Here is a 19,975-nt window from a genome sequence, read left to right as displayed (position 1 = left end):
TCCGCCCCACGCGTCGGAAGAGAGTCCGAAGCGATGTTGGAAACGCGCCGGCTACCAGCCGACGCGTTTCGGATATTTGTTCACCCGGGAAATGCTACTCCGAGGCCTGCAAACGACGACGTGCATGGCGACGAAGCATCGCACGGAGCAGAGCCGCCATCAGGAAGCAAAGCACAGCCGCGCCGAGGATCAAGAGCCATGGGAATTCGGAGAACAGCAGGGAGATGCGCACGAACGGGCTAAGGTAGCCAACGTGGTAGATCTCATTGCCGATGCGGTAGCTGGTGAAGCGGTTCCCGGTCAGCACACTGACCGACTGCGAGATGTCCGACGACTGCGAGGTCTTTAGGAAGACCTGCAGGAAGTTCGGCACAACTCCTTTTTCACGCAGCGCGATCAGAACGACCGAGTGACCAGAACGACGCGGCCACTCCGTGCCTTCGACCAGCGCGTCGGGCAGAGTACCCTGAGTCGAAAGCTGTCCGCTCTCGATATGATCAGAGCTCTTCACCTTCCACCAGGCATGCTGCAAGGGATCGAAAGCTCCCTGCGTGTCCTGCACGCGAAGGCCACCGTTTTCGATACGCACAGGCAGATTGTCGTTCAGCTTCGCCAGAGCGGGCTGATCGTCCATCGTGCCCAGCACAAGGTAATCCTTGCCGGAGCGCATGCCGTCCGCGTCCGTAACCGAGACGTTGACGACAGGGTATCCGGTCTGTGCGCCGAAGTGGCCCATCAAGGTGAGGTAGAGTTCGATCTCTTCCGCACCTGGATTGCTGGGCATGACCACGGCCGAGTCCGACAGATCAGCACGACGTGTGAACGGATAACCGGCGTTCGCAAAGATCTGCAGATCGGGCAAAGGAGCCCAGTGCGGGATGTTGCGGATATCCAGGAAGGAGCTCTTCAGGATGGCGCCCTGCAGGTTCATGGGCGCGGTGTCCTGGCACTTCCCTTTCACCGCCAGCTGGAAGATGAACTTTGCCATCAGCGAGTTAGAGAACGGCCGCATATTCACCACAGGGACCGGCACGATCGTCTGCAGGTTCTTCGAAGCCGTGTCCGCATGCGGCATTGGGGTTGAAGAGACATACGCCCCGTTCATATACATCTGCAGTGTGGACTCGTTTGCCAGCGGAACACCGTTGTAGCGGTAGTCCATTTGGAAAGCGAGGTCTGACTTCGAACCGTAGTAAAGATCAGGCGGAAGACGCATGAAGATGTTGACCGGCACACTGCCATCACCTTGCAGATCATTGCCCTGCGTCAGATCGCCGAGCGGCGTCAGCTTATCCGTGCTCAACCAGCGCGGAGCAGCATCCGGCTCACTCTTCTTCGGAGGATCGGAAAGGGTTACGCGCTGCATGTCGCTGGTAAGCGTTCCCGGAGGGCTGAGCGCGAGTACACGTGCCGCATTCACCAGATCGTCTGCATTATCGCCCGTCAGAACCAGCACCTTGCCGTAAGGATCGCCGGGATTGGTACGCATGGCGACGGTGGGCCCGGAAGATCCAGCCACCGAAATACCGGCCGGAAGCTCAGACGAGTTGGTACTAAGAACGATGGCATTACCCGTAGGGATCGAGCCCATGCTGACCGGGAAGTGGGCAGGGCGATAGTCCGTAAGAACACCAAACCACGAAGCCACAATGCCCGCGGCTTCAAGCATTCGAGGTGTGGGCTGCGACAGGAAAACGATCGGCACAGAAGGATGCAGATTCACCGAAGCGTCATAGAAAGGCAGCGGCAAGATCTTCAGATCGTTCTGAAGCGGCAGCAGGCTTCCAGCCAACTCAATCGTTGAGGTGGTGTCGACATGCGACCAGAGCGTCGAGTGCGAAGGATCTTCGCACTGCAGCGTGTAATGGCCAATAAATTCGAAGGCTAGCTCGTTGTTGTGTACGAGCATCTCTGCGGGCATCGTAATGCTGACGCTCAACATCGCGTTATTTTCGATGCGGGCAGAGTTGATCTTCTGATCAGAGGTCAAATCATTGGCGTCTGTACCTATGACAGAAGGCTGCTGCGAGACAGGAATCGTCGCAAAAAGCGTGCCGTTCAGGCTCACCTTCAGGTGCGAGATCATGGGCAGCAGACCGGGCGAGAAGTGGTAGTTCAACTTCATCGTCGCAGTCTTCACCACCTGCGTCTGCGGCACGGAGAAGTAGACCGAATGGAACGCATCGACACCACGAAGAACGATCGTGTCGGGAACCCCGATATCGGCCAGTGAAAAGACGTTATCGAACTGTCCCGGAGGTGCCGTGCGAGCTTGAAGCCCGGAATCGATCGGCCCCTGCGACGTACCTCTCTGCGCCATTGGCAGGCCTTGGCCTCGGGCCGAAGTGGTTCCGAGCAGGTTTGGCCCTGCGGCCGCACCAGACAAGGCCGAGTTGCTCGGCTGCATCATCTGTGCAGCATGCATCGAATGCCAACCTGGCAAAAGCATCATTGCCAGCAGAAGCATGGGCACGATGCTGGTAGCAAGCTTGCCCTTCGGCTGCTTTTTGCTACGGGAGAGACCTTCAACCGTGCGGCGCAAGCCGACGATCGACAACTGAATAATGCGCCAGAGACTGTGCAACGGGCGGTCCGCTTCGCGGGCTTCGCCCCATCCCAGCCACGTATCTGCGCGTGAATACAGCACCATCGTCAGAGCTTCCTCTTCCTGAATCGTCAACGGATCAAACTGGGCACGCAGAACGTGGCCATCATCAACCCCAATTACTGTTGCGGGGAGAACGGCATCGCCGTCGAGTACCGGGAATACCACGCGAATCGCATCGCCGGCCTTCGCCGTCAGTTGGGCGTCGCACTCCAGCATGCATCCACCGCTTGAAAGATCAGCCGTAACGCCCTGCACCGCCGTGCCGTCCGCCAGTACAACACCCGCCGGAACCGCCATCGACACACGAACAGTCGTACGACGCTGTTGATTTTCCCAGGCCACGGCAGTCGCCACGCCAAGAATCATGATGTTGAAGAACGTCCACAAGACGTTCATCACGATGGTTCCGGGGTGCGTGCCGTCGTACATGTTGTGCAGCAGGTTCAGGGCGCTGCTAAGAGGCCACGGCAACCCTGTGCCCCACGCCGGAAACATGATGTAGCGGGGAATCGCACACAGCAACCCCACTGCGTTCAAGAAGAGCATTACAAGGAACGGCTGCGCGATGCGCGAATCGAAGAACGAACGATTCACCACGCCACCCTTTGCCGTCACGTTGAAGCTGCCCAGCTTAGGGTTGACCATCGCCAGCATCGTTGGCAAAAAGATGTATGGCGCAAGAACGGTCTCGTAAATTTCATTCCAAAACGAGTGCCGATGCTGACCCTGAATACGAGAGTTTGTCATGTTCGACAACACAAGATGCGGGAATGCGTACGCGAAGATAGCAGCCCAGTATCCAGGGACGTTTGTGTGGCCGAGGATCAGATAAATCAGCGGAGCCGTAAGGAAAATCAGGCGCGGCAACGCGTAAAGGAAGTGCGTCATCGCGTTGAAGTAGCAAAGCCGCTGCGCCCACTTCAACCCCGGAGCAAACAGTGGATTGTCTGTGCGCAGAATCTGAATCATGCCGCGAGCCCAGCGAATTCGCTGCTTCACATGCCCGCTAAGGCGCTCGGTCGCAAGGCCTGCAGCTTGCGGAATGTTGATGTACGCGGTATTCCATCCTCGGATCTGCATACGCAGTGAGGTGTGTGCGTCTTCCGTAACGGTTTCGACAGCGATGCCACCCACTTCATCAAGAGCCGTACGGCGCATGACCGCACAAGAGCCGCAAAAAAAGGTTGCGTTCCAGAAGTCATTACCGTCCTGCACTACGCCATAGAACAGTTCGCCCTCATTCGGAATCGTTCGGAACTGGTTCAAATTGCGCTCAAATGGATCAGGAGAATAGAAGTGATGCGGCGTCTGCAGCATACCCAGCTTCTTATCGCGACCAAACCATCCCATCGTCAACTGCAGGAACGAGCGCGTCGGCACATGGTCGCAATCGAAGATCGCGACAAACGGAGCATCCAGACGCTTCAGCGCGCGATTGATATTGCCCGCCTTCGCGTGCTTGTTATCATCGCGGGTCATGTAGCCAATGCCGGCTTCTTCCGCAAACGCGCGGAACTCTTCCCGCTTGCCATCGTCCAGGATGTAGACGTTGAGCTTATCGGCGGGCCAGTCGATGTTCATCGATGCCAGCGCCGTGTAACGAACCACGTTCAGCGGCTCGTTATAGGTCGGGATCAGCAAATCAATCATCGGCCAGAGTTCAGGGTCTTCGGGCAACGGAACAGGTGTGCGGCGAAGAGGCCAGATGGTCTGCAGGTAACCAAGGAACAGGATAGAAAACGCGTAAGCTTCCGCACCAACCAGCAGCCAAATGAAGAAAGCATCCAGACCGGTCCAGGTTTGCGACGTGGCGGGGTCAAAGAAGAACTTAAGAACAGTCGAGATGCGCCAGAATCCATAGCGGAACGTGGCGTAGCAGCTCAACAGCATCAGCGTCAGCGTGATGAGGTAAGAGTTCGAGCTGCGGTCTAGCCAGATGGCAACCAGAACCAACAGAAGGCCAAGTACAGCCTGCTGCGGCCATGTTAACGGGAGATATCCGGCAAAGATCAAAAACGCAACACCGCCGCCAAGGATCAGGATCCTTAGCAGCTTCAGAACAAAACCTTCTCCGGATTCAAACTCCCGCCAAAGGGGAGACCTGGTCATCGTTCACTCCATCGCGCAGTCTTCTGCTCCGAAACAGCGGGGGCCTTCTGCGTCTTCAACCACACTGCAAGATTGCGGTAATCTTCCGCCACGGACGACTCCGAAGCATAATCCATTACCGTCATACCTTCCGCCAGAGACTCCGGCACCGATGGGGCGTTGCGAATGACAAACGGCAGCAGTCGATCGCCCAACTGTTGGCGCATCACCTCGCGAACATCCAGATGAAGCGCCTGTGAGGCGTCAAACTGATTCAACACATACACCGGTTCGACCTTTTTACCCGACGAATCAGTGATTTCTGTAAAGAACTTCTCAATGGCACCAAGAGAGATGACCGAATTCATGTCTGGAGCGAGCGGCACGAGGATCGTGGCATCCATTCTGCCCAGACGGCGAGCCACCCAAGGGGCCGCAGCTGTGAGGTCAAGAACGACACGGGATACCCCTGTCGATTTCGCCAGAATCTCTTTCGAAAACCACTCCTGCGACACAATATCACCCGTTTTCTGCAAGACGTCATAGCTGACGAGGCAGATAGGAGCGTCGGTCGAACCCGACGGCGGCGAAAAGGTCCGCATCACTTCGGGACGAAGCTCGCTGGCGCCAAAGTAAAACGGCAGCAGTCCGTGCGAGGTCGTGTCTGTAAGTAATACGGTCTCGCCGGTTGCCGAGAGAGCACGGCCAAGAGTCGCCACGAGGCTTGTTTTGCCAACTCCACCTGCCAGGGAGAAGACGGCAACCATCGGCACGTTGCGATCACGCGGCTCAACCTCAGCCTTTTCGACGATCTGTTCCTGGACGCCGTAATCGAAGATGCCTTTAAGGGCGTACCAACGCGCAGCGACACGTTCCCGTGAGCGCTGGAGCGTATCCCCTGGAGGAGGTACAGTCGAGTTGCCAACACGCTTTCGTGCGATCTGCGGGTCAATGCCGGCTGCCTCGAGAACTTCCGAAGACTCATGAAGCCACGCAGGTACGGCGGCAGGGATGTCTATGCCAGAAGGAGGAGCGGCGACGGCACGCTCGCGAGCGCTGCCATAGGCCGCGAAGAAGCCGCTGGCCTCATCCGGCTGATAGCCACGAACCCGACGCGACTGCTGCATAGCAGCCTCTGCTTTAGCCGCAGCCTCGGCGCGGGCTTGCTGATACGCCCGCTGTCCAGGAGAAATCGGCTCAGGAGATGCCTCCGCCACTGGAGCCGGAGGCTCCGGGATCGCGAAGCTACGAGGAGATGCGACCACAGGAGCAACAGGCTCAGGATCATGCTCCACGGGGGAAAGATCTAGGCCGAGGATCGCACTGGTGCGTGCAGACTTGGCCTCTGCGAAGGAAGACGGCTCCAGACGAGCCGGAGCTACCGGCACAAAGCCGGAAGCACGGGCTTCAGGAGGAACGAATCCGCTACCAGAGAAGCTGGCCTGCGGCTGCGCTACCGGAACAGCCCCTGAAGACAACGAGGCCAGAGCAGGAGGAAACTGCCGCGAAGCAATGGGGACAACCGAGGTCGAGCCTTCATTGATGGCGCGTATGCGTGAAGGGCGGTCTATACTGCGGACCGTACCTGAAGCGGCAGGATGATACGGATGCTTCTCGGCCTCCCGCTCAATGGCGGTGGCTCCACGTGCAGCCAGTGCAGCAGCTTCGGCCATAGAACCGGTTGCAAGCACTTCATGGTTCAGCGTGCGTGCACTGGGATGGACAGGATCTACCGGTGGAATGATGACTCGATCCCTGCTCTGCGAGAGCCGGGAAGGCATCATGTCGTCGGTGGGCACGACCGGCTGATGGAAAATTCGACCAGGTACGGCCTGCTGAGCGCCGCTGTAAGGATCTGAAATCTCACCGCCAACAAGTCTTGGCTGGGGCCCGGCCAGCTCTTTGCGGCGAACCTCGGACTCGGCATACCGTGCGGCCTGGCGACCGGCGGAGACACGCGCCTCTTCCATCTCGCGAACTTCACGACGAGCTGCGGCGTCTGCTGCAGCTACGGCCTCGGCTCTGCGCGCCGCTTCAATTCTTTCTGCAGCCGCAATGCGGCTCATCTCTTCGGCATGACGCAGAGCGCGCTCTTTTGCGGCTTCCTGCGTATCCGTTTCGCGCCGCTGCTGGGCGACCGCAGCCTTACGCGCGGCGGTCTCATACAAACGGGCGGCTTCTTCGGCTTCGCGTGCAGCTTTTTCGGCCTCAAAGGCGGCCGCTTCCGCCTCGGACTGGGCAAGAGCCTCTGCCTGGCGCTGCTCTTCTACGGCGCGCAGACGCATCTGCGCTCGATACTCACGCCGCGAGGCGGAGAAATCGCGATACTTCGCGCCTTGAAGATTTGCCCACGAATAAAGAACAGCAACGTCTTCCGGCGTGTCGCCGGCGAGCAATTCCTCTACGAGTTCAGGCGATTCGTTGTCCATCCCATTGCCTCGAGTGAATCGGAGTCTGCACTGACGCCGGTAATCCAAGTGTTAACACGGTAGTACAGAGTCTTACCCAGAGGCTATCGGTAGACAGAGAGCGAGTCAATGCAACCGGAGCGGCAGACCATTCTCTGGCATTGGCGATGCAGATTCCTTTTCCACCGCCCAATCCTGTTACCCTATTTGAGGTCGAGCGGGTAGCTCAGTTGGTAGAGCATCGCCCTTTTAAGGCGTTGGTCCTGGGTTCGAGCCCCAGCCCGCTCACCATATCGACCCTGCCTCAAAGACAGTGCAGTTTTAGCACTGCGGCATCTTCCCTGACAACTTGCGAACAATGTTCGTCGTCGAAAACCCTTCGACGATCGGAACAATCTCCACGCGGCCACCTCGTGCGTGCACGACTTCGTGCCCCACAACGGTCTCCACGGAGTAATCCCCGCCCTTGACGAGCACATCTGGCTGCAACTCCTGAATCAGCTCCAGCGGAGTGTCCTCTTCAAACAGCACAACCGCATCCACAGCGGCCAGCGCAGCCATTACACGTGCCCGCTCGTTCTCCCCCACCACCGGGCGGGACGGGCCCTTCAGCCGTGAGATCGACGAGTCCGTATTCAAGCCCAGCACCAGCTTGGAACCAAAGCGGCGGCAGTCTTCCAGCAGCGTCACATGCCCTACATGCAGCAGATCGAAGCAGCCGTTCGTAAAGACCACGGAGTCTCCCGAAGCACGCCACTCGGCCACACGCTGCGCCATACGCTGACGATCCAACACCTTATCCGCACCGGAGATCCCTGTGGAAGGCGTTAGTTCGCTCACCAGTTCATGGCCGGCAATCGGCACCGTACCCACCTTGCCGACCACAATTCCGGCAGCAAGATTTGCCAGTTCCACCGAACGAGGCACACTAAGGCCACCAGCGATGCCTGCGGCCAACGTCGCGATCACCGTATCCCCTGCCCCCGAAACGTCAAAGACCTCACGCGCACGAGCGGGCGAATGAAACGGTTCAGACTCACTGAGAACACGGATGCCGCGCTCGCTCATCGTCACCACGAGGTGTTGAATCTCGTGCTCCACCCGTTGCGAGGCTCCCGCCTCCAGCAACGCGTCCAACTCATGCTGAGGAACACCGGTCGCAATCGAAAGCTCATTCAAATTTGGGCAGACGCAGTTTGCTCCGCTGTACTTGGAAAAATCGGGTGTCTTGGGGTCCGCCAAAACAGGAATTCCCCGGCTACGAGCCGCACGAATCACCGCCTCGCAAAGCTCCGGCGAAAGCGCACCCTTGGCGTAGTCAGACAGCACAACGGCGTGGACCTTCTCTACCAGGGCAACGGCCGCGCTCTGCAACTGCGCCAGATCACCTGCAGTCGGGCGCTCGCGGCTCTCGATATCGAGTCGGAGCAACTGCTGATTGCGACCAATGATGCGCGTTTTGGAGATCGTCGGCTGGCTTGTGGTGATCATCCCCACCGCCTCAATACCTGCCTTCGTCAACGCGGCTTCCAGCTCCCTACGCTCCGCGTCATCGCCCCAGAAGCCTGCCAGAACGGCCTTGCAGCCAAGCCCAGCGAGGTTCATCGCAACGTTCGCGGCGCCGCCCGGACGCTCATAGCGCTGCGCGTGGCGCAAAACCGGAACCGGGGCCTCAGGCGAGACGCGCTCCACCTCGCCCATGATGTAGCGGTCGAGCATCAGGTCGCCGACCACCAGAATCGTCAGGTTAGAGAAACCGCCTTCGAGGAGCTGCAGGATTGCGTGCGCGTCTTGAATCATCACCGTACCGCCAGAATAGCTGTTTTGTTTAGATGCTCGCGAGTCGCGTTCAGAACCTCGCTCACAGTAATCGACAGAATGCACTTCTTGCCTTCGACCGTGCAGACTTCCAGCCCGCAGCCGCCGCAATTCACCCAATGTTGCACAATGCGTACGTGTTCGCCGTACGGATACCACTGGCCGGGCACGTTACGCGAACTGAAGACGCTCAGCACCGGCGTCGCTACCGAAGCCGCCAGATGCCCCGGCCCGCTATCATGGCCGAAGAACATCCGCGCCCGCTCCATGACCGCAGCCGAGCCACGCGGCGAAGAGGCTCCGCAGAGGTTCAGCGCCATGCCGCCAGCGCCCGAACGCCAGGCCTCGGCGATCTGCTCGCTCTCCTCCGCCTCGTTCGGCGCGCCCAGCACGACCAGCGCGTGGTCTGTCTGCTCTGCAGCCAATGCGCGGAAGAACGCAGCCCAGTTGTCATGGCCCCAGTGGTTTGCCTGGTTCTTCGTCCCAATACTGAAGGCAAAAAATGCCCGACCCGTCAGCGGCTCCAACAATCGCTCGGCATCGGCCCGCTCGGCGGTCGTAAGCCCCGGTGCAAAGTTCGCCGGATTTTTCGTCTCCGGATCACCAAGCTCCGGCGTCACACAACGAGCCAAACGGTCGGCCTCGGCTTCCACCATCGGGCGGCCATCCGGGGTCACGCCCTGCGGCAGATTCCGCTGCAGATCTTCGGTCAGCGGCAGTCCAATCACGCGCTTGATACCGCAAAGGCGAAAGAACGTGCGGTCACGCTGGGCTGCCTTGATGCCGCGCGGCCCTGCAAGGTAAACCATCGTGTCTGCGCCGAAACGGCGAATCTGCAGGATCAGCTTCAACAGCGCAAGAGGGTTGCGCTCGCCCACAACATAGGTTTCGAAGCCATCCACCAGACCCGAGCCACCCAGCACCGCTTCTGCCGCGGCGGCCTTCGAAGCCACAGGAATATTGGTCAGCAGCCTCTTCTCCGCACCGGGAAACGCTCGCCCCACCTGGCGATAGCACGGCACGGCGATCAGGTGGTCGCCCAGCGACCCTAAACGATAGACAAGAATGCGTTGCGCAGCACGGACAGGCATCAGCACGAGTGTACCCCGGTGACTCGCGGTATGCTGAGGTCTCACCCATGCTCAACGCCGCCGAGATCGTCCGCCTTCACGACGCTGCCAACGCTCACTGGCACGACGCCAGGCTGCCCTATGCCGAACCCGCTCCGGGCAGCTTTCTCTGCGTCGTGCATGACCAGCATCGGGCGAACTTTGATCTCTGGCACCGCGAAGACGCAGCCCGCGACCCCATGGCCGCCGACACCGTCATCGCCGGGGTGAAGCGCAACATCGATAAGCTGAACCAGCGCCGCAACGACCTCGCTGAACGGCTGGACGTTGCCCTGCTGGACGCAGCAGGCGAGCAGCCAGCCACAGCCGCGCTGCATTCGGAGACACCCGGCATGATGATCGACCGGCTCTCCATTCTGTCGTTGAAGATCTTCCACACCGCCGAAGAAGCCCACCGTGCCGACGCCGACCCGGCGCACCGTGAGCGCAACCTCGGCCGCCTCGCCGTCCTCCAGGAGCAACGCAGCGACCTGGCAGCCTGCCTCGACGAGCTCTGGGGAGAGATTCGTTCCGGTCACCGCCGCTTCAAGCTCTATCGTCAGATGAAGATGTACAACGATCCGACCCTGAATCCCGTCCTATATGGTCGAGGCGAGACCCCAACAACCGGCTCCCCTGACGAAATTCCCGGTCGTCATGCTTCCGATTAGGCCCCCGCAACCTCCGCCCATTTCTCCGCCGAGTTGACCGCGAGTCCGCTACCCTCGTATAAAACCCAGACAGTCGTTTCCTTCGATTCTCTTTCACTTAGCAAGACCACGAGTTTCTCTTTCATGGCCACAAAGTCCAGCACTGCCTCCAAGTCCGTCGTTTCTCCCAAAGTCGATGCTTCCACCAAGCCCAAGCGCACGGCCAAAACACTGGCTGGCACGCTGCCGGAGGACGCTGCCCGCAAGAGCGTGCTTGCTCTCTACGAGAGCGCCCTCAAGCTGATGCAGTCCGGGAAGTACGACAAGGCGCAAGCAGCCTTCACCGAGATGCTCACCGAAGCTCCGAACGACCTCGCCGATCGCATCCGCATGTACATCGCGGCCTGCGTCGCGCAGATCACCAAGGGCACGACCGAGTTCAAGAGCCATGAAGAGCGGTACGACTACGCCATCTCACTGCTGAACGAAGGCCACTACGAGGACGCCCGCGAGCACTTCAACGAAATTCTGCTCAAGGACAAGGAAGCCGACTACGCCTTCTACGGCCTGGCGCTGCTCTCGTCGATGACCGGCGACAGCTCTAAATGCATCGAGCATCTCACCGAGGCGATCCGCCTGAACGCGCAGAACCGCTTCCAGGCCCGTTCGGACTCGGACTTCGACTCCGTTGCCGACGATCCTCGCTTCACCGAGTTGCTCTACCCGGAAGCGTAGCCTCAACCAGGCTCACGACCTCCGACACCCTCGCCTTGTGGCGAGGGTGTCGCCTTTGCGCTCTACACTTTACGCTCGGCACGACACCTCACAGCGCCCCGTTGCCTTACACTGGAGCACGATGCAGGCATCCTCCCAGCAAGCTCTCCGCGTAGTCGCCATCGGCGGAGGAACCGGACTTTCGACACTGCTGCGTGGCCTCAAACGCTTCGTCCCCCCTCCTCCCGGATCGCCGTTCCCGGCTGACTCCCGTTGCAAGGAATCCGCCTGCGCCATCCACGACCTCTCCGCGATCGTCACTGTCACTGACGACGGTGGTTCTTCCGGCCGCCTCCGTGAAGAGCTCAAGATGCTGCCACCCGGCGACGTCCGCAACTGCCTCGTCGCCCTCAGCGAAGACGAGCACCTGCTCTCGCGGCTCTTCCAGCATCGCTTCTCGCATGGAGACCTGCAGGGACACAGCTTCGGGAACCTCTTCCTCGCCGCCCTCACCGAAATTTCCGGCGACTTCGCTCAGGCCGTACAGACCAGCTCCCAGATCCTCGCCACCCGCGGCCGCATTTACCCGTCCACGACCGTGAATGCAACGCTCAGCGCAGAGATGGACGACGGCTCCATCGTCCGCGGCGAGACGAACATCACAAAGTCGAAGCGTTCGATCGTCGAGTTGAAGCTCGATCCGATCGACGCCGCCCCGATGCCCGAGGCACTGGAAGCCATCGCCGCCGCCGACCTCATCACCATCGGCCCGGGCTCGCTCTATACCTCGCTCATCACCAATCTGCTCGTGCAGGGCATCCCGGAAGCGCTCAGCAGCGCTTCCGCCACCCGCGTCTACATCTGCAACCTCATGACGCAGGCCAACGAGTCGCTCGGCCTCTCCGCCGCCGAACACATCGAGAAGATCTTCAACCACGCACACGCGCGGATCTTCGACTACGCCCTCATCAACACCGCGCCCATCCTGCCAGCAACCCGCGAGCAGTACGCCCGCGAAGGCCAGACTCCGATCGAAGCCGACCTCGAACGCGTCCGCGCGCTCGGTGTAGAGCCCATCGTCGGCAGCTTCGTCCACGAGGCCGAGGTTCTTCGCCACAACTACGACAACGTTGCGGAGCGCGTTCTGGCGCTCGCACAATCGCGCAGCTCCTTGCGCTAAGCTGTAGGTCAGTATGTCGACACCCGAGACACCCATCCTGGAAGGCCAGCACGTTCGCCTCGAGCCTTTGCGGCCTCACCATCTCGACCAGCTTGAGCGCATCGCGCTCGACGAGCAGACGTGGAAGTTCATGGTCGCGCCACTGCTCACACGCGCCGATCTCGAGCACTGGGCCGAGCACGGCTGGGAGCAGGAGAGGCTGGGCAAGATGATGGTCTGGGTAACCTACGCGAAGAACGCCGACGGCAGCGAGACCCTCGCAGGCGGCACACGCTTCATGGACGTCAACCTCAAGGACCGCAACGTCGAGATCGGCAATAGCTGGATCATTCCCGAACTGCGCGGAACGAAGGTGAACGCCGAGGCCAAATACCTGCAACTCCGCTACGGCTTCGAGACGCTCGGCCTCGAGCGCATCGCCCTGAAGGCCCACGCCGCGAACCTGCGCTCGCAGGCTGCGATCAAGGGGCTCGGCGCAAAGTATGAAGGCACCTTCCGCCGCCACATGATCATGCCCGACGGGAGCTACCGTGACTCTGCGTGGTTCTCGATCATCCGCGAAGAGTGGCCCGAGACGAAGGACACGCTGGAACGCCGTCTCCGCGCTCCTTTGCCGTAACCCTGCCCGGCTCCCCCCTTTTAGAAGAGCTGCTTTAGCCCAGGGCCGTAAGACAACCAGCGGGGCTACGGCAGCGCCACCATCGCATCCACGAACACCTTGCCGTTCGGCGAGCCAAGGCCTGTCAGGTAGTCATAGCCAGGACCAGCCTTGCACTCGTCACCACAATCGCCGTTCGTGCCTTCGGTGATGTCGAGGAACGCCTCCGGGTGCTGCTTGCCAACGGTATAGATCGCGGCGAGCGTTCCTGTGCCGAACGAGCCTCCGTCGAACTGCGAGAGCGGCTTCTTCCCTGCCTGCAGGCGCATGGAGTTGATCGTCGCAAGCAGGCCAGCCCACATCGGCGCTCCTGCGCTCGTACCTCCGCTCTGGTGCCACAGCGGAGCTTCATGAGACTCGGGGTTGGTATTGGAGTTGTAGACCGCAATCCCGATCTTGCCCGTAGCGTAGAGGCTTACGTCCGGCGTTCCACGCATGTGCTGCGCGTTGCCCGGCAGGCCAAACGCGATTTGCGCCTGCGGTTCGGGCACGGCAATGGACGTTCCGCCGCCTGTCCCCGTCGCGTGCTCCTTGTCGGACTTCTTCGTCCACGCGATCTCTCCCAGACGCTCGCCCGCGGCGTTAGTGGTGATCGTCGTTCCGCCAATGCCGACAACGTCTGGCGAAGAAGCAGGCCAGCGGGCCGTGTGCGCGTGATCGCCTCCCGAGGCCACGTAGACCGCACGGCGGTCGGTGAAGTACTTGTTATTGCTCAGGTAAGCGCCCTTGTGGTCTTCGCGCTCGGGTTCGGCCAGCGAGAGTGAGACGACAGTGGCTCCATGCTCGACGGCAGCCTGCACGCAGCGCACGTAGTCCGGCCACGAGCCGCTGGGGCCTTCTACCAGCATCAGGTGAGCGGCAGGAGCCATGGCATGCGCCCACTCCATGTCCATCTCCTCTTCGCCGTAGCCGTGCGGCTTGCCATCGTCGTTGACAGGACGGCCAAGCGTAGGCGTCCAACCTGACGGACCAGCGCCGGAGACGGCAACCTGTTCCAGGCACTTGTTCTTGAAGGTGCACGGCAGCAGACCGAAGCGCGACGAAAAGACCTGCAGGTCGTGCTCGATAACCGGGTTGTGGTGCGCCCCGATGATCGCGATCGTCTGCCCTTCGCCCTGATTGTGTATACCTTCGAGGGCGTAGAAGTGCCGCATCTGCCACGGCCCCAGCAGAATCTTGTCCGGGTGCTGCTTCGGGTGAACAGCGTCGGTGACGCGTGCAGTCGGCTGCGCCTCATCGGTAGTGATGACGGAGGGAATCTCACGCTGTGCATACAGCGGCACAGCACTGAAGAGAGCGAGAGCAAACACGAGCTTCATGATTTGCTCTCGAGTCTATGCGAACGCTTTAGCTGGCCGCGCTGATTTCTACAAGCTGTGGGCGATCTTCGGAGAGCGTCCGCTTGAGCTGTCCACAAGCAGCGTAAATATCGCGCCCGCGCGGACGGCGAATATACGTCGCGATGCCGCCGTCGATGAGCATCTTCTGGAAGATGGCCACGTCGGCAGGCTTGGGCTGCGTGTACGCGATGCCAGGACCGGGGTTCCATACGATCAGGTTCACCTTCGAACGAATCCCTTCAAGCAGCGCCAGCACTTCGCGCGCGTGATCTGGCTGATCATTGATGCCGCCGAGTAAGACGTACTCGAAGGTGACCCACTCGCGGGTCTTGAGCGGAATCTTCTGCACGGCCTCGAGAAGCTGCGCGATGTTCCACTTGCGTGTGATCGGCATGACTTCTTCGCGAACCTTGTCGTTCGAGGCATTGAGCGAGAGTGCAAGCTTGGGCCGCGTAGGCTCCTGGGCGAAGCGTTCGATGCCCGGCAGAATGCCGGAGGTCGAGACAGTCATACGCGACTCCGGGATACCGATGCCACCGGCCAGCAACTGCACGCTGCGGATGAAGTGGTCGTAGTTCAGGAAGGGCTCGCCCATCCCCATGAAAACGAGGTTGATGCGGTCCTTCCCCATCTGGATCTGGTGGCGGTTGAGCACGGCAGCAACCTGCCCGGCGATCTCGCCCGCAGTCAGGTTGCGCTTGATGCCAAGCTTGGCCGTCAGGCAGAACTGGCAGTTCACCGCGCAGCCAACTTGCGACGAGATGCAGATCGTCGCGCGGCGGAAGCCATTGGCCGCGAGCGTCCCAAAGCTCGAAATAGGACGACCGCCCGTCGCGCGCTTATCCCAGAAGCCCTTGGGAGCGTCGGCAGCAACGGCCTCTTCGGCGGAGACAAGCTCGCCCTGCTCTTCGTCGGCGGCCTCGGAGCCGTCACCGCGTTCGCCGCCGTCACCGTCCGGCATCCAGACGGTCTCGACGGTTTCTCCGTCGGCCATGCGCACCAGGTAACGCTCGGTGCCGTCAACAGACTTGGCTGTCTGGACGATCTCGGGCAGGCCGATGCTGCAGTCGTCGTGGATCAGACGGTCGCGCAGAGACTGCGAGAGCGTGGTGATGTCTTCCACGGAAGCGACGCGCTGCTTGTAGAGGGCCTCAAACGTCTGTTTGGCGCGATAAGGCTTTTCGCCCATCGCGGAAAAGAGCTCTGTGAGCTCGTTGAGGTTCATACCGAAGAGTGCGCGCGATTCCATCCTTTCTAGGATATCGTCTCGGCTGCTAACCTCGACAAGAATGTCTTTGAGCAAGCAAGCACCGCGCATCTTTATTTCCGCCGGAGAGGCCTCGGGCGACGCCTATGGCGCTGCGATACTCCGTGAACTGGCACAGCGGATGCCTGCAGTGTCGTTCAGCGGGCTGGGCGGCGCGCAGATGGAAGCCGCGGGCCAGCAGCGCATCGTCCGCGCGGAAGACGTCGCCGTGATGGGCGTGACGGAGATTCTGCGGCATATTCCGCACATCTACGCGAGCTATCGGAAGCTGGTGCGGCATATCCGCGAGCAGAAACCGGACGTCGCCGTGCTGATCGACTTCCCGGACGTAAACTTCCGGCTGGCGAAGCACCTGCACCGCGTGGGCGTTCCGGTGATCTGGTTCGTCAGCCCCCAGCTCTGGGCCTGGAAGCGCGGACGGCTGCGCTGGGTGCAGGAACGCGTCTCGCGGATGATGGTGATCTTTCCCTTTGAGGAGACGTTCTATCGCGCGCGAGGCGTAGAAGCGGAGTTCGTAGGGCATCCGCTCACGGAGCTGCCACCTGTGACCAGCACGCGCGAGGAGTACGCCGAGCGGTTCGGGCTGGATCCCGAAAAGATGTGGATTGCGCTTCTGCCAGGGTCGCGGTGGAAAGAGATTCGTGCCAATCTGCCTGCGCTGCATGAGCTGGCCATGAGCGACTTCATCGCCGCGGCGGCTTCCGGTACGACGTTTACGGGCAACGATCTGCACACGCCGTCGCAACCTGCAGCGGCGACGCAGTTCGAGTTCCTGCTACCCGTAGCTTCGACGATCAGGCCCGATGACCTGCGCGCGTACATCACCGAGTTGAACCGCGAGCACCTGCGGTACTTCGGGCCGGAGGCTGCGGCCGTACGACTGACGCTGGTTCCGGATGCTCGCGAAGCGATGACCCATGCGCGGGCCTCCGTCGTCGCCAGCGGCACGGCGACAGTTTTGGCAGCTCTGGTTGGCAACCCGTTCGTGGTGGTCTACAAGGTGTCGTCGCTAACGTTTGCCCTGGCGAAGCAGTTGGTGGAGTACCCCGCCGAGATGCGGACGCCGCTGGACGAAGTGGGTAACCTGCCAGTCGCAATGGCGAACCTGATCGCGGGTTACCGACTGGTACCCGAGCTATTGCAGAAGCGGTTTACGGCGCAACGCGTGGCACAGGAGCTGGCTCCTCTGCTGGTTGAAGGCGCACCCCGCGAACGTCAGCTCCACGGGCTGGCGGGAGTGCGGCAGAGCCTGACCACGACCGGCCGCAGCGCCACCGAGCGCGTCGCCGATGCAGTGGTCCGGGCACTTGGACTGGCCAGCGGGTAAGCCGTGGCCGTAACATCTGCGTCTAAGCTAGAAATCGGCTGTTGGCTCAGGAACATGCTCCGAGGATTCATGATCAAGCGTTTTGCCATGCTGTTGACCTTCGCGTTTGCCGGGACGAGCGGCGTCTTTGCGGCTGTGCCCTCTCGCGCACAGATTGATGTGACCGGGTACGTGATTCATGCCGACCTGGACCCCGCCAACGGCCGTCTGACCGCAACCGCCGCCGTCACGTTCACGACGCTGGACGACCTGAACTCCGTTGTCTTTGGGCTGAACAACGGTCTGCAGGTAACGAGCGTGACAGATAGCTCCAACGCGGTCTTGACACCACAGCGCAACGCGGCGGACTCAACCGTGAGCATCGCTCTGGCGACCCCGCTGGCGAAGGGCTCCACGGTGACGTGGACGTTCACCTATGCAGGCGCACCGAACGCGACGACCAGCCCGGTGGCGGGCATCAAGTTTGTGGAAGTGAAAGACCCTATCAGCGTACTGCTCTATCCGGGGCGCTGGTTCCCTATCGCCCTGCCGGGCCTCTATACCGACCGCTTTACCGCAGAAACGCACATTACGGTGCCAAAGGATGAGCGCGTGGTGGGCTCGGGCTTCGTTTCGCGGAAACCCGCAGACGCGCCTGATCGCATGGAGTACACCTTCAACTGGACGAAGCCGGGCTTTCCGGGAACGCTGGTGGCAGGTAAGTTTCTGGCTCCGGTAACACCTCCCGGTGTGCCGAACGTGAAGGTCTACACGACGGAAGCAAACAAGGAGAAGGCGCAGAACCTTGGCAGCAATACACTGAAGGCGTTTGAGTTCCTAAGCAACGCGTTCGGTCCTGCAGAGTCAGGCAAGCTGGAGGTCGTGGAACTCCCCGCAGACTCGGTTTCGTCGAACTGGGGACCGGAGGTAGTGGCGCTTCGTCCCGCCGCCAGCCAGAGGCTGACCACGAACATGGTCGCGCACCAGTGGTGGGGCTCGATGGTGTCGCCGCAGACGCTGGGCGATGCGTGGATCACGAACGGGATGTGCCGTTACTCAGAGCTGCTTTATCTGGAAGACCAGAACGGCAAGTCGGCGCTGCAGGCGGCCGTGCAGGACTCTTCCGCCGCCGCGCTGGCGTACGACACCGATCCGCTGACGACGCTGGGACGCAGCGACCCGTTCTCGCCGCAGTTTCAGGACGCGACCTATGACAAGGGCGCGATGGTCTTCCACATGCTGCGTTGGGAAATGGGCGATGACGTCTTCCTGAAGTTTCTACGCAACACGCTGACACAGTTCACCGATAAGCCTGTACGTACATCGCAAGTACAGCGCGTGGCGGAGGACAGCTCCAACCTGCAGCTAACGGCGTTCTTCTCGCAGTGGCTGGATGGCACGGGAGCGCCGGAGTTTACGAACAACTACTCGGTCTTTCGGCTGGGCAAGAACAAGGGCTTCCGTACAGTTGGAAGCGTGACGCAGGACCTCGACCTGTTTTCGATGCCGGTGCAGTTGCGCGTGGAGACCGAGGGCAAGACGGAGGACCGTCGCGTTGATCTGGCAGGCACAGACGCGAAGTACTCGATTGAGACCTTCGGCAGGCCGCGGCGAATCATCATTGACCCGGAGAACTGGCTGTTGAAGAGCTCGCCGGACCTGAGTGTGAAGATTGCCGTGCTGCGCGGGCAGCAAGATGTGGCACAGGGCGACCTGAGCGGCGCCATTGCCGAGTACCAAAAGGCGCTGAAGGACAATCGCGGCTCGTCGCTGGCGAATTACCGGCTGGCGGAGATCTTCCTGATGCAGCGCAACTACCAGTCGGCGGCGAACAGCTTCCGCGATGCTCTACGTGGGGATGGCGATCCCAAGTGGACGGAGGTTTGGTGCCACGTGAACCTCGGCAAGATCTTCGACATTACCGGCCAGCGCGAGCGCGCGGTGAACGAGTATCGCCAGGCGATTCAGACCAACGACAATACCCAGGGCGCGATCAACGAAGCACGAGCGTACTCGCAGAAGCCGTACAAGCCAGCCGCAGAGAACGACTAGCTACATCAGGCATAAGCCTAAGCTGATGTGCCGACAAAGGTCTAAAGCTCCGGCCGAAGCACATTCTTCATGAGTTGCGGCTGTTCTATATCTGCGGAGAGTTCTGCATTGAGGCCAAGCTGGATCGCAAATGCGAGCACATCCTGCAACACCTCAACCTCTGCAAAGCGCGAGCGCAAAATGAGTACGGGCGAGCCCAGCAGATCGCCATTTTCGGCACGGAGGCCTACGCAGTTCCCTGCACGGTAGGTGCAGCTTGCAAGGTCGGTGATGCTGAGCTGTGCGGTCGGCGTGAGCAGTATCGTGCGCGGCGGCGCCATGCGATCGAGTAGCGAGAAAATTTCCAACTTCGATTCGAGGTCATCAGGGACGAAGTCAATGGCAAGATCAGCGTTCTGAACCGCGTCTTCGACCGTGAGGGCGAAGCGGATGCTGCTGATGCCCACTTCGGCGTACTCGTCCTGCGCACGGCGAAGTTTCGCGGGCATGACGTCTTCGAGAACAACGGAAAAGCCGGCCTGCGCACATCGCAAAGCGAAGGCGCGGCCAGCTGTTCCAGCGCCGATGACGGCGACTTTAGTGATTGCCATAATGCGAAGCCCCGAACTACTTGAGCGCTTCGAGGATGGAGTTAATGCCGGGTTCAGAGTTCTTGATGTACTCGCTGACGCGAACCTTCTCCTCTGGCGTCAGAACCGGGACGGTTGCCAGGATGCGACGCAGGGTGACCGAAATGTCGTCAACGTAGTTCATGGTACGGATTGCTTCACCGGAAAG

At 60.7% G+C, this 19,975-nt stretch carries 14 protein-coding genes and 1 tRNA gene; 7 read left to right on the top strand and 8 right to left on the bottom strand.

Going from position 1 to position 19,975, the window contains the following annotated elements:
- Nucleotides 1-94 precede the first annotated feature (94 nt).
- The gene (bcsA, locus tag PW792_06645; GenBank protein ID MDE1161610.1) at nt 95-4,717 is read right to left on the bottom strand and encodes a UDP-forming cellulose synthase catalytic subunit; all 4,623 of its coding nucleotides are present in this window, start codon (nt 4,715-4,717) and stop codon (nt 95-97) included.
- Entirely contained in the window at nt 4,714-7,125 is a 2,412-nt protein-coding gene (locus PW792_06640; GenBank protein ID MDE1161609.1) for a cellulose synthase operon protein YhjQ/BcsQ, read from the bottom strand. The genes bcsA and PW792_06640 overlap by 4 nt, the downstream gene beginning before the upstream one ends.
- Nucleotides 7,126-7,319: 194 nt before the next feature.
- Here PW792_06640 and PW792_06635 point away from each other — a divergent pair.
- Nucleotides 7,320-7,395: transfer RNA gene (locus tag PW792_06635), tRNA-Lys, on the top strand.
- A 30-nt stretch (nt 7,396-7,425) separates the two neighbouring features.
- Here the strand turns inward: PW792_06635 and hldE are convergent.
- Together hldE and PW792_06625 are read right to left on the bottom strand one after the other, a co-directional pair.
- On the bottom strand, nt 7,426-8,904 hold the full coding sequence (gene hldE, locus PW792_06630; protein ID MDE1161608.1) for a bifunctional D-glycero-beta-D-manno-heptose-7-phosphate kinase/D-glycero-beta-D-manno-heptose 1-phosphate adenylyltransferase HldE: 1,479 nt from the start codon (nt 8,902-8,904) through the stop codon (nt 7,426-7,428).
- Entirely contained in the window at nt 8,904-10,013 is a 1,110-nt protein-coding gene (locus tag PW792_06625; GenBank protein ID MDE1161607.1) for a glycosyltransferase family 9 protein, read from the bottom strand. The genes hldE and PW792_06625 overlap by 1 nt, the downstream gene beginning before the upstream one ends.
- Nucleotides 10,014-10,060: 47 nt before the next feature.
- On the opposite strand from PW792_06625, the gene PW792_06620 reads away from it, so the two are divergent.
- From PW792_06620 to PW792_06605, 4 genes are all read left to right on the top strand, one after another.
- Complete coding sequence (locus tag PW792_06620) at nt 10,061-10,702, top strand: DUF4254 domain-containing protein (GenBank protein ID MDE1161606.1); 642 nt, start codon at nt 10,061-10,063, stop codon at nt 10,700-10,702.
- Between the two features lie 123 nt (nt 10,703-10,825).
- On the top strand, nt 10,826-11,416 hold the full coding sequence (locus tag PW792_06615) for a hypothetical protein (protein MDE1161605.1): 591 nt from the start codon (nt 10,826-10,828) through the stop codon (nt 11,414-11,416).
- A gap of 121 nt (nt 11,417-11,537) precedes the next feature.
- A complete protein-coding gene (locus PW792_06610; protein ID MDE1161604.1) occupies nt 11,538-12,575 on the top strand; it encodes a YvcK family protein in 1,038 nt (345 codons plus the stop codon).
- A 13-nt stretch (nt 12,576-12,588) separates the two neighbouring features.
- Nucleotides 12,589-13,194 carry a GNAT family protein gene (locus PW792_06605; protein MDE1161603.1) on the top strand — a complete coding sequence of 202 codons (606 nt, stop codon included), beginning with the start codon at nt 12,589-12,591 and terminating at the stop codon, nt 13,192-13,194.
- A gap of 65 nt (nt 13,195-13,259) precedes the next feature.
- Here PW792_06605 and PW792_06600 read toward each other — a convergent pair whose 3' ends face one another.
- Both PW792_06600 and rlmN read right to left on the bottom strand, forming a co-directional pair.
- Nucleotides 13,260-14,552 carry a S53 family peptidase gene (locus PW792_06600; GenBank protein MDE1161602.1) on the bottom strand — a complete coding sequence of 431 codons (1,293 nt, stop codon included), beginning with the start codon at nt 14,550-14,552 and terminating at the stop codon, nt 13,260-13,262.
- Between the two features lie 28 nt (nt 14,553-14,580).
- On the bottom strand, nt 14,581-15,822 hold the full coding sequence (rlmN, locus tag PW792_06595; protein ID MDE1161601.1) for a 23S rRNA (adenine(2503)-C(2))-methyltransferase RlmN: 1,242 nt from the start codon (nt 15,820-15,822) through the stop codon (nt 14,581-14,583).
- A gap of 46 nt (nt 15,823-15,868) precedes the next feature.
- Here rlmN and PW792_06590 point away from each other — a divergent pair, with 46 nt between their 5' ends.
- Complete coding sequence (locus PW792_06590; protein MDE1161600.1) at nt 15,869-17,167, top strand: lipid-A-disaccharide synthase; 1,299 nt, start codon at nt 15,869-15,871, stop codon at nt 17,165-17,167.
- A 69-nt stretch (nt 17,168-17,236) separates the two neighbouring features.
- Nucleotides 17,237-19,198 carry a M1 family aminopeptidase gene (locus PW792_06585; protein MDE1161599.1) on the top strand — a complete coding sequence of 654 codons (1,962 nt, stop codon included), beginning with the start codon at nt 17,237-17,239 and terminating at the stop codon, nt 19,196-19,198.
- A gap of 41 nt (nt 19,199-19,239) precedes the next feature.
- Here the strand turns inward: PW792_06585 and PW792_06580 are convergent, their stop codons facing one another.
- A complete protein-coding gene (locus tag PW792_06580; protein ID MDE1161598.1) occupies nt 19,240-19,788 on the bottom strand; it encodes a 3-hydroxyacyl-CoA dehydrogenase NAD-binding domain-containing protein in 549 nt (182 codons plus the stop codon).
- A gap of 16 nt (nt 19,789-19,804) precedes the next feature.
- Nucleotides 19,805-19,951, bottom strand: coding sequence for a hypothetical protein (locus PW792_06575; GenBank protein MDE1161597.1), 147 nt, complete (start codon nt 19,949-19,951; stop codon nt 19,805-19,807).
- Between the last annotated feature and the right edge of the window lie 24 nt (nt 19,952-19,975).

This window comes from Acidobacteriaceae bacterium, assembly GCA_028283655.1.
Lineage (GTDB): Bacteria > Acidobacteriota > Terriglobia > Terriglobales > Acidobacteriaceae > Granulicella.
The sequence above is the reverse complement of the archived record's forward strand: the minus strand, read 5'-3'. Positions and strand labels throughout refer to the sequence as shown.

What these genes read in the sequence shown, in the direction of transcription:
- PW792_06585 (MDE1161599.1), top strand. Translation starts at nt 17,237, where the DNA reads ATGATCAAGCGTTTTGCCATGCTGTTGACCTTCGCGTTTGCCGGGACG.
- PW792_06615 (MDE1161605.1), top strand. Translation starts at nt 10,826, where the DNA reads ATGGCCACAAAGTCCAGCACTGCCTCCAAGTCCGTCGTTTCTCCCAAA.
- PW792_06625 (MDE1161607.1), bottom strand. Translation starts at nt 10,013, where the DNA reads ATGCCTGTCCGTGCTGCGCAACGCATTCTTGTCTATCGTTTAGGGTCG.
- PW792_06620 (MDE1161606.1), top strand. Translation starts at nt 10,061, where the DNA reads ATGCTCAACGCCGCCGAGATCGTCCGCCTTCACGACGCTGCCAACGCT.
- PW792_06580 (MDE1161598.1), bottom strand. Translation starts at nt 19,788, where the DNA reads ATGGCAATCACTAAAGTCGCCGTCATCGGCGCTGGAACAGCTGGCCGC.
- hldE (MDE1161608.1), bottom strand. Translation starts at nt 8,904, where the DNA reads ATGATTCAAGACGCGCACGCAATCCTGCAGCTCCTCGAAGGCGGTTTC.
- bcsA (MDE1161610.1), bottom strand. Translation starts at nt 4,717, where the DNA reads ATGACCAGGTCTCCCCTTTGGCGGGAGTTTGAATCCGGAGAAGGTTTT.
- PW792_06640 (MDE1161609.1), bottom strand. Translation starts at nt 7,125, where the DNA reads ATGGACAACGAATCGCCTGAACTCGTAGAGGAATTGCTCGCCGGCGAC.
- PW792_06575 (MDE1161597.1), bottom strand. Translation starts at nt 19,951, where the DNA reads ATGAACTACGTTGACGACATTTCGGTCACCCTGCGTCGCATCCTGGCA.
- PW792_06605 (MDE1161603.1), top strand. Translation starts at nt 12,589, where the DNA reads ATGTCGACACCCGAGACACCCATCCTGGAAGGCCAGCACGTTCGCCTC.
- rlmN (MDE1161601.1), bottom strand. Translation starts at nt 15,822, where the DNA reads ATGGAATCGCGCGCACTCTTCGGTATGAACCTCAACGAGCTCACAGAG.
- PW792_06610 (MDE1161604.1), top strand. Translation starts at nt 11,538, where the DNA reads ATGCAGGCATCCTCCCAGCAAGCTCTCCGCGTAGTCGCCATCGGCGGA.
- PW792_06600 (MDE1161602.1), bottom strand. Translation starts at nt 14,552, where the DNA reads ATGAAGCTCGTGTTTGCTCTCGCTCTCTTCAGTGCTGTGCCGCTGTAT.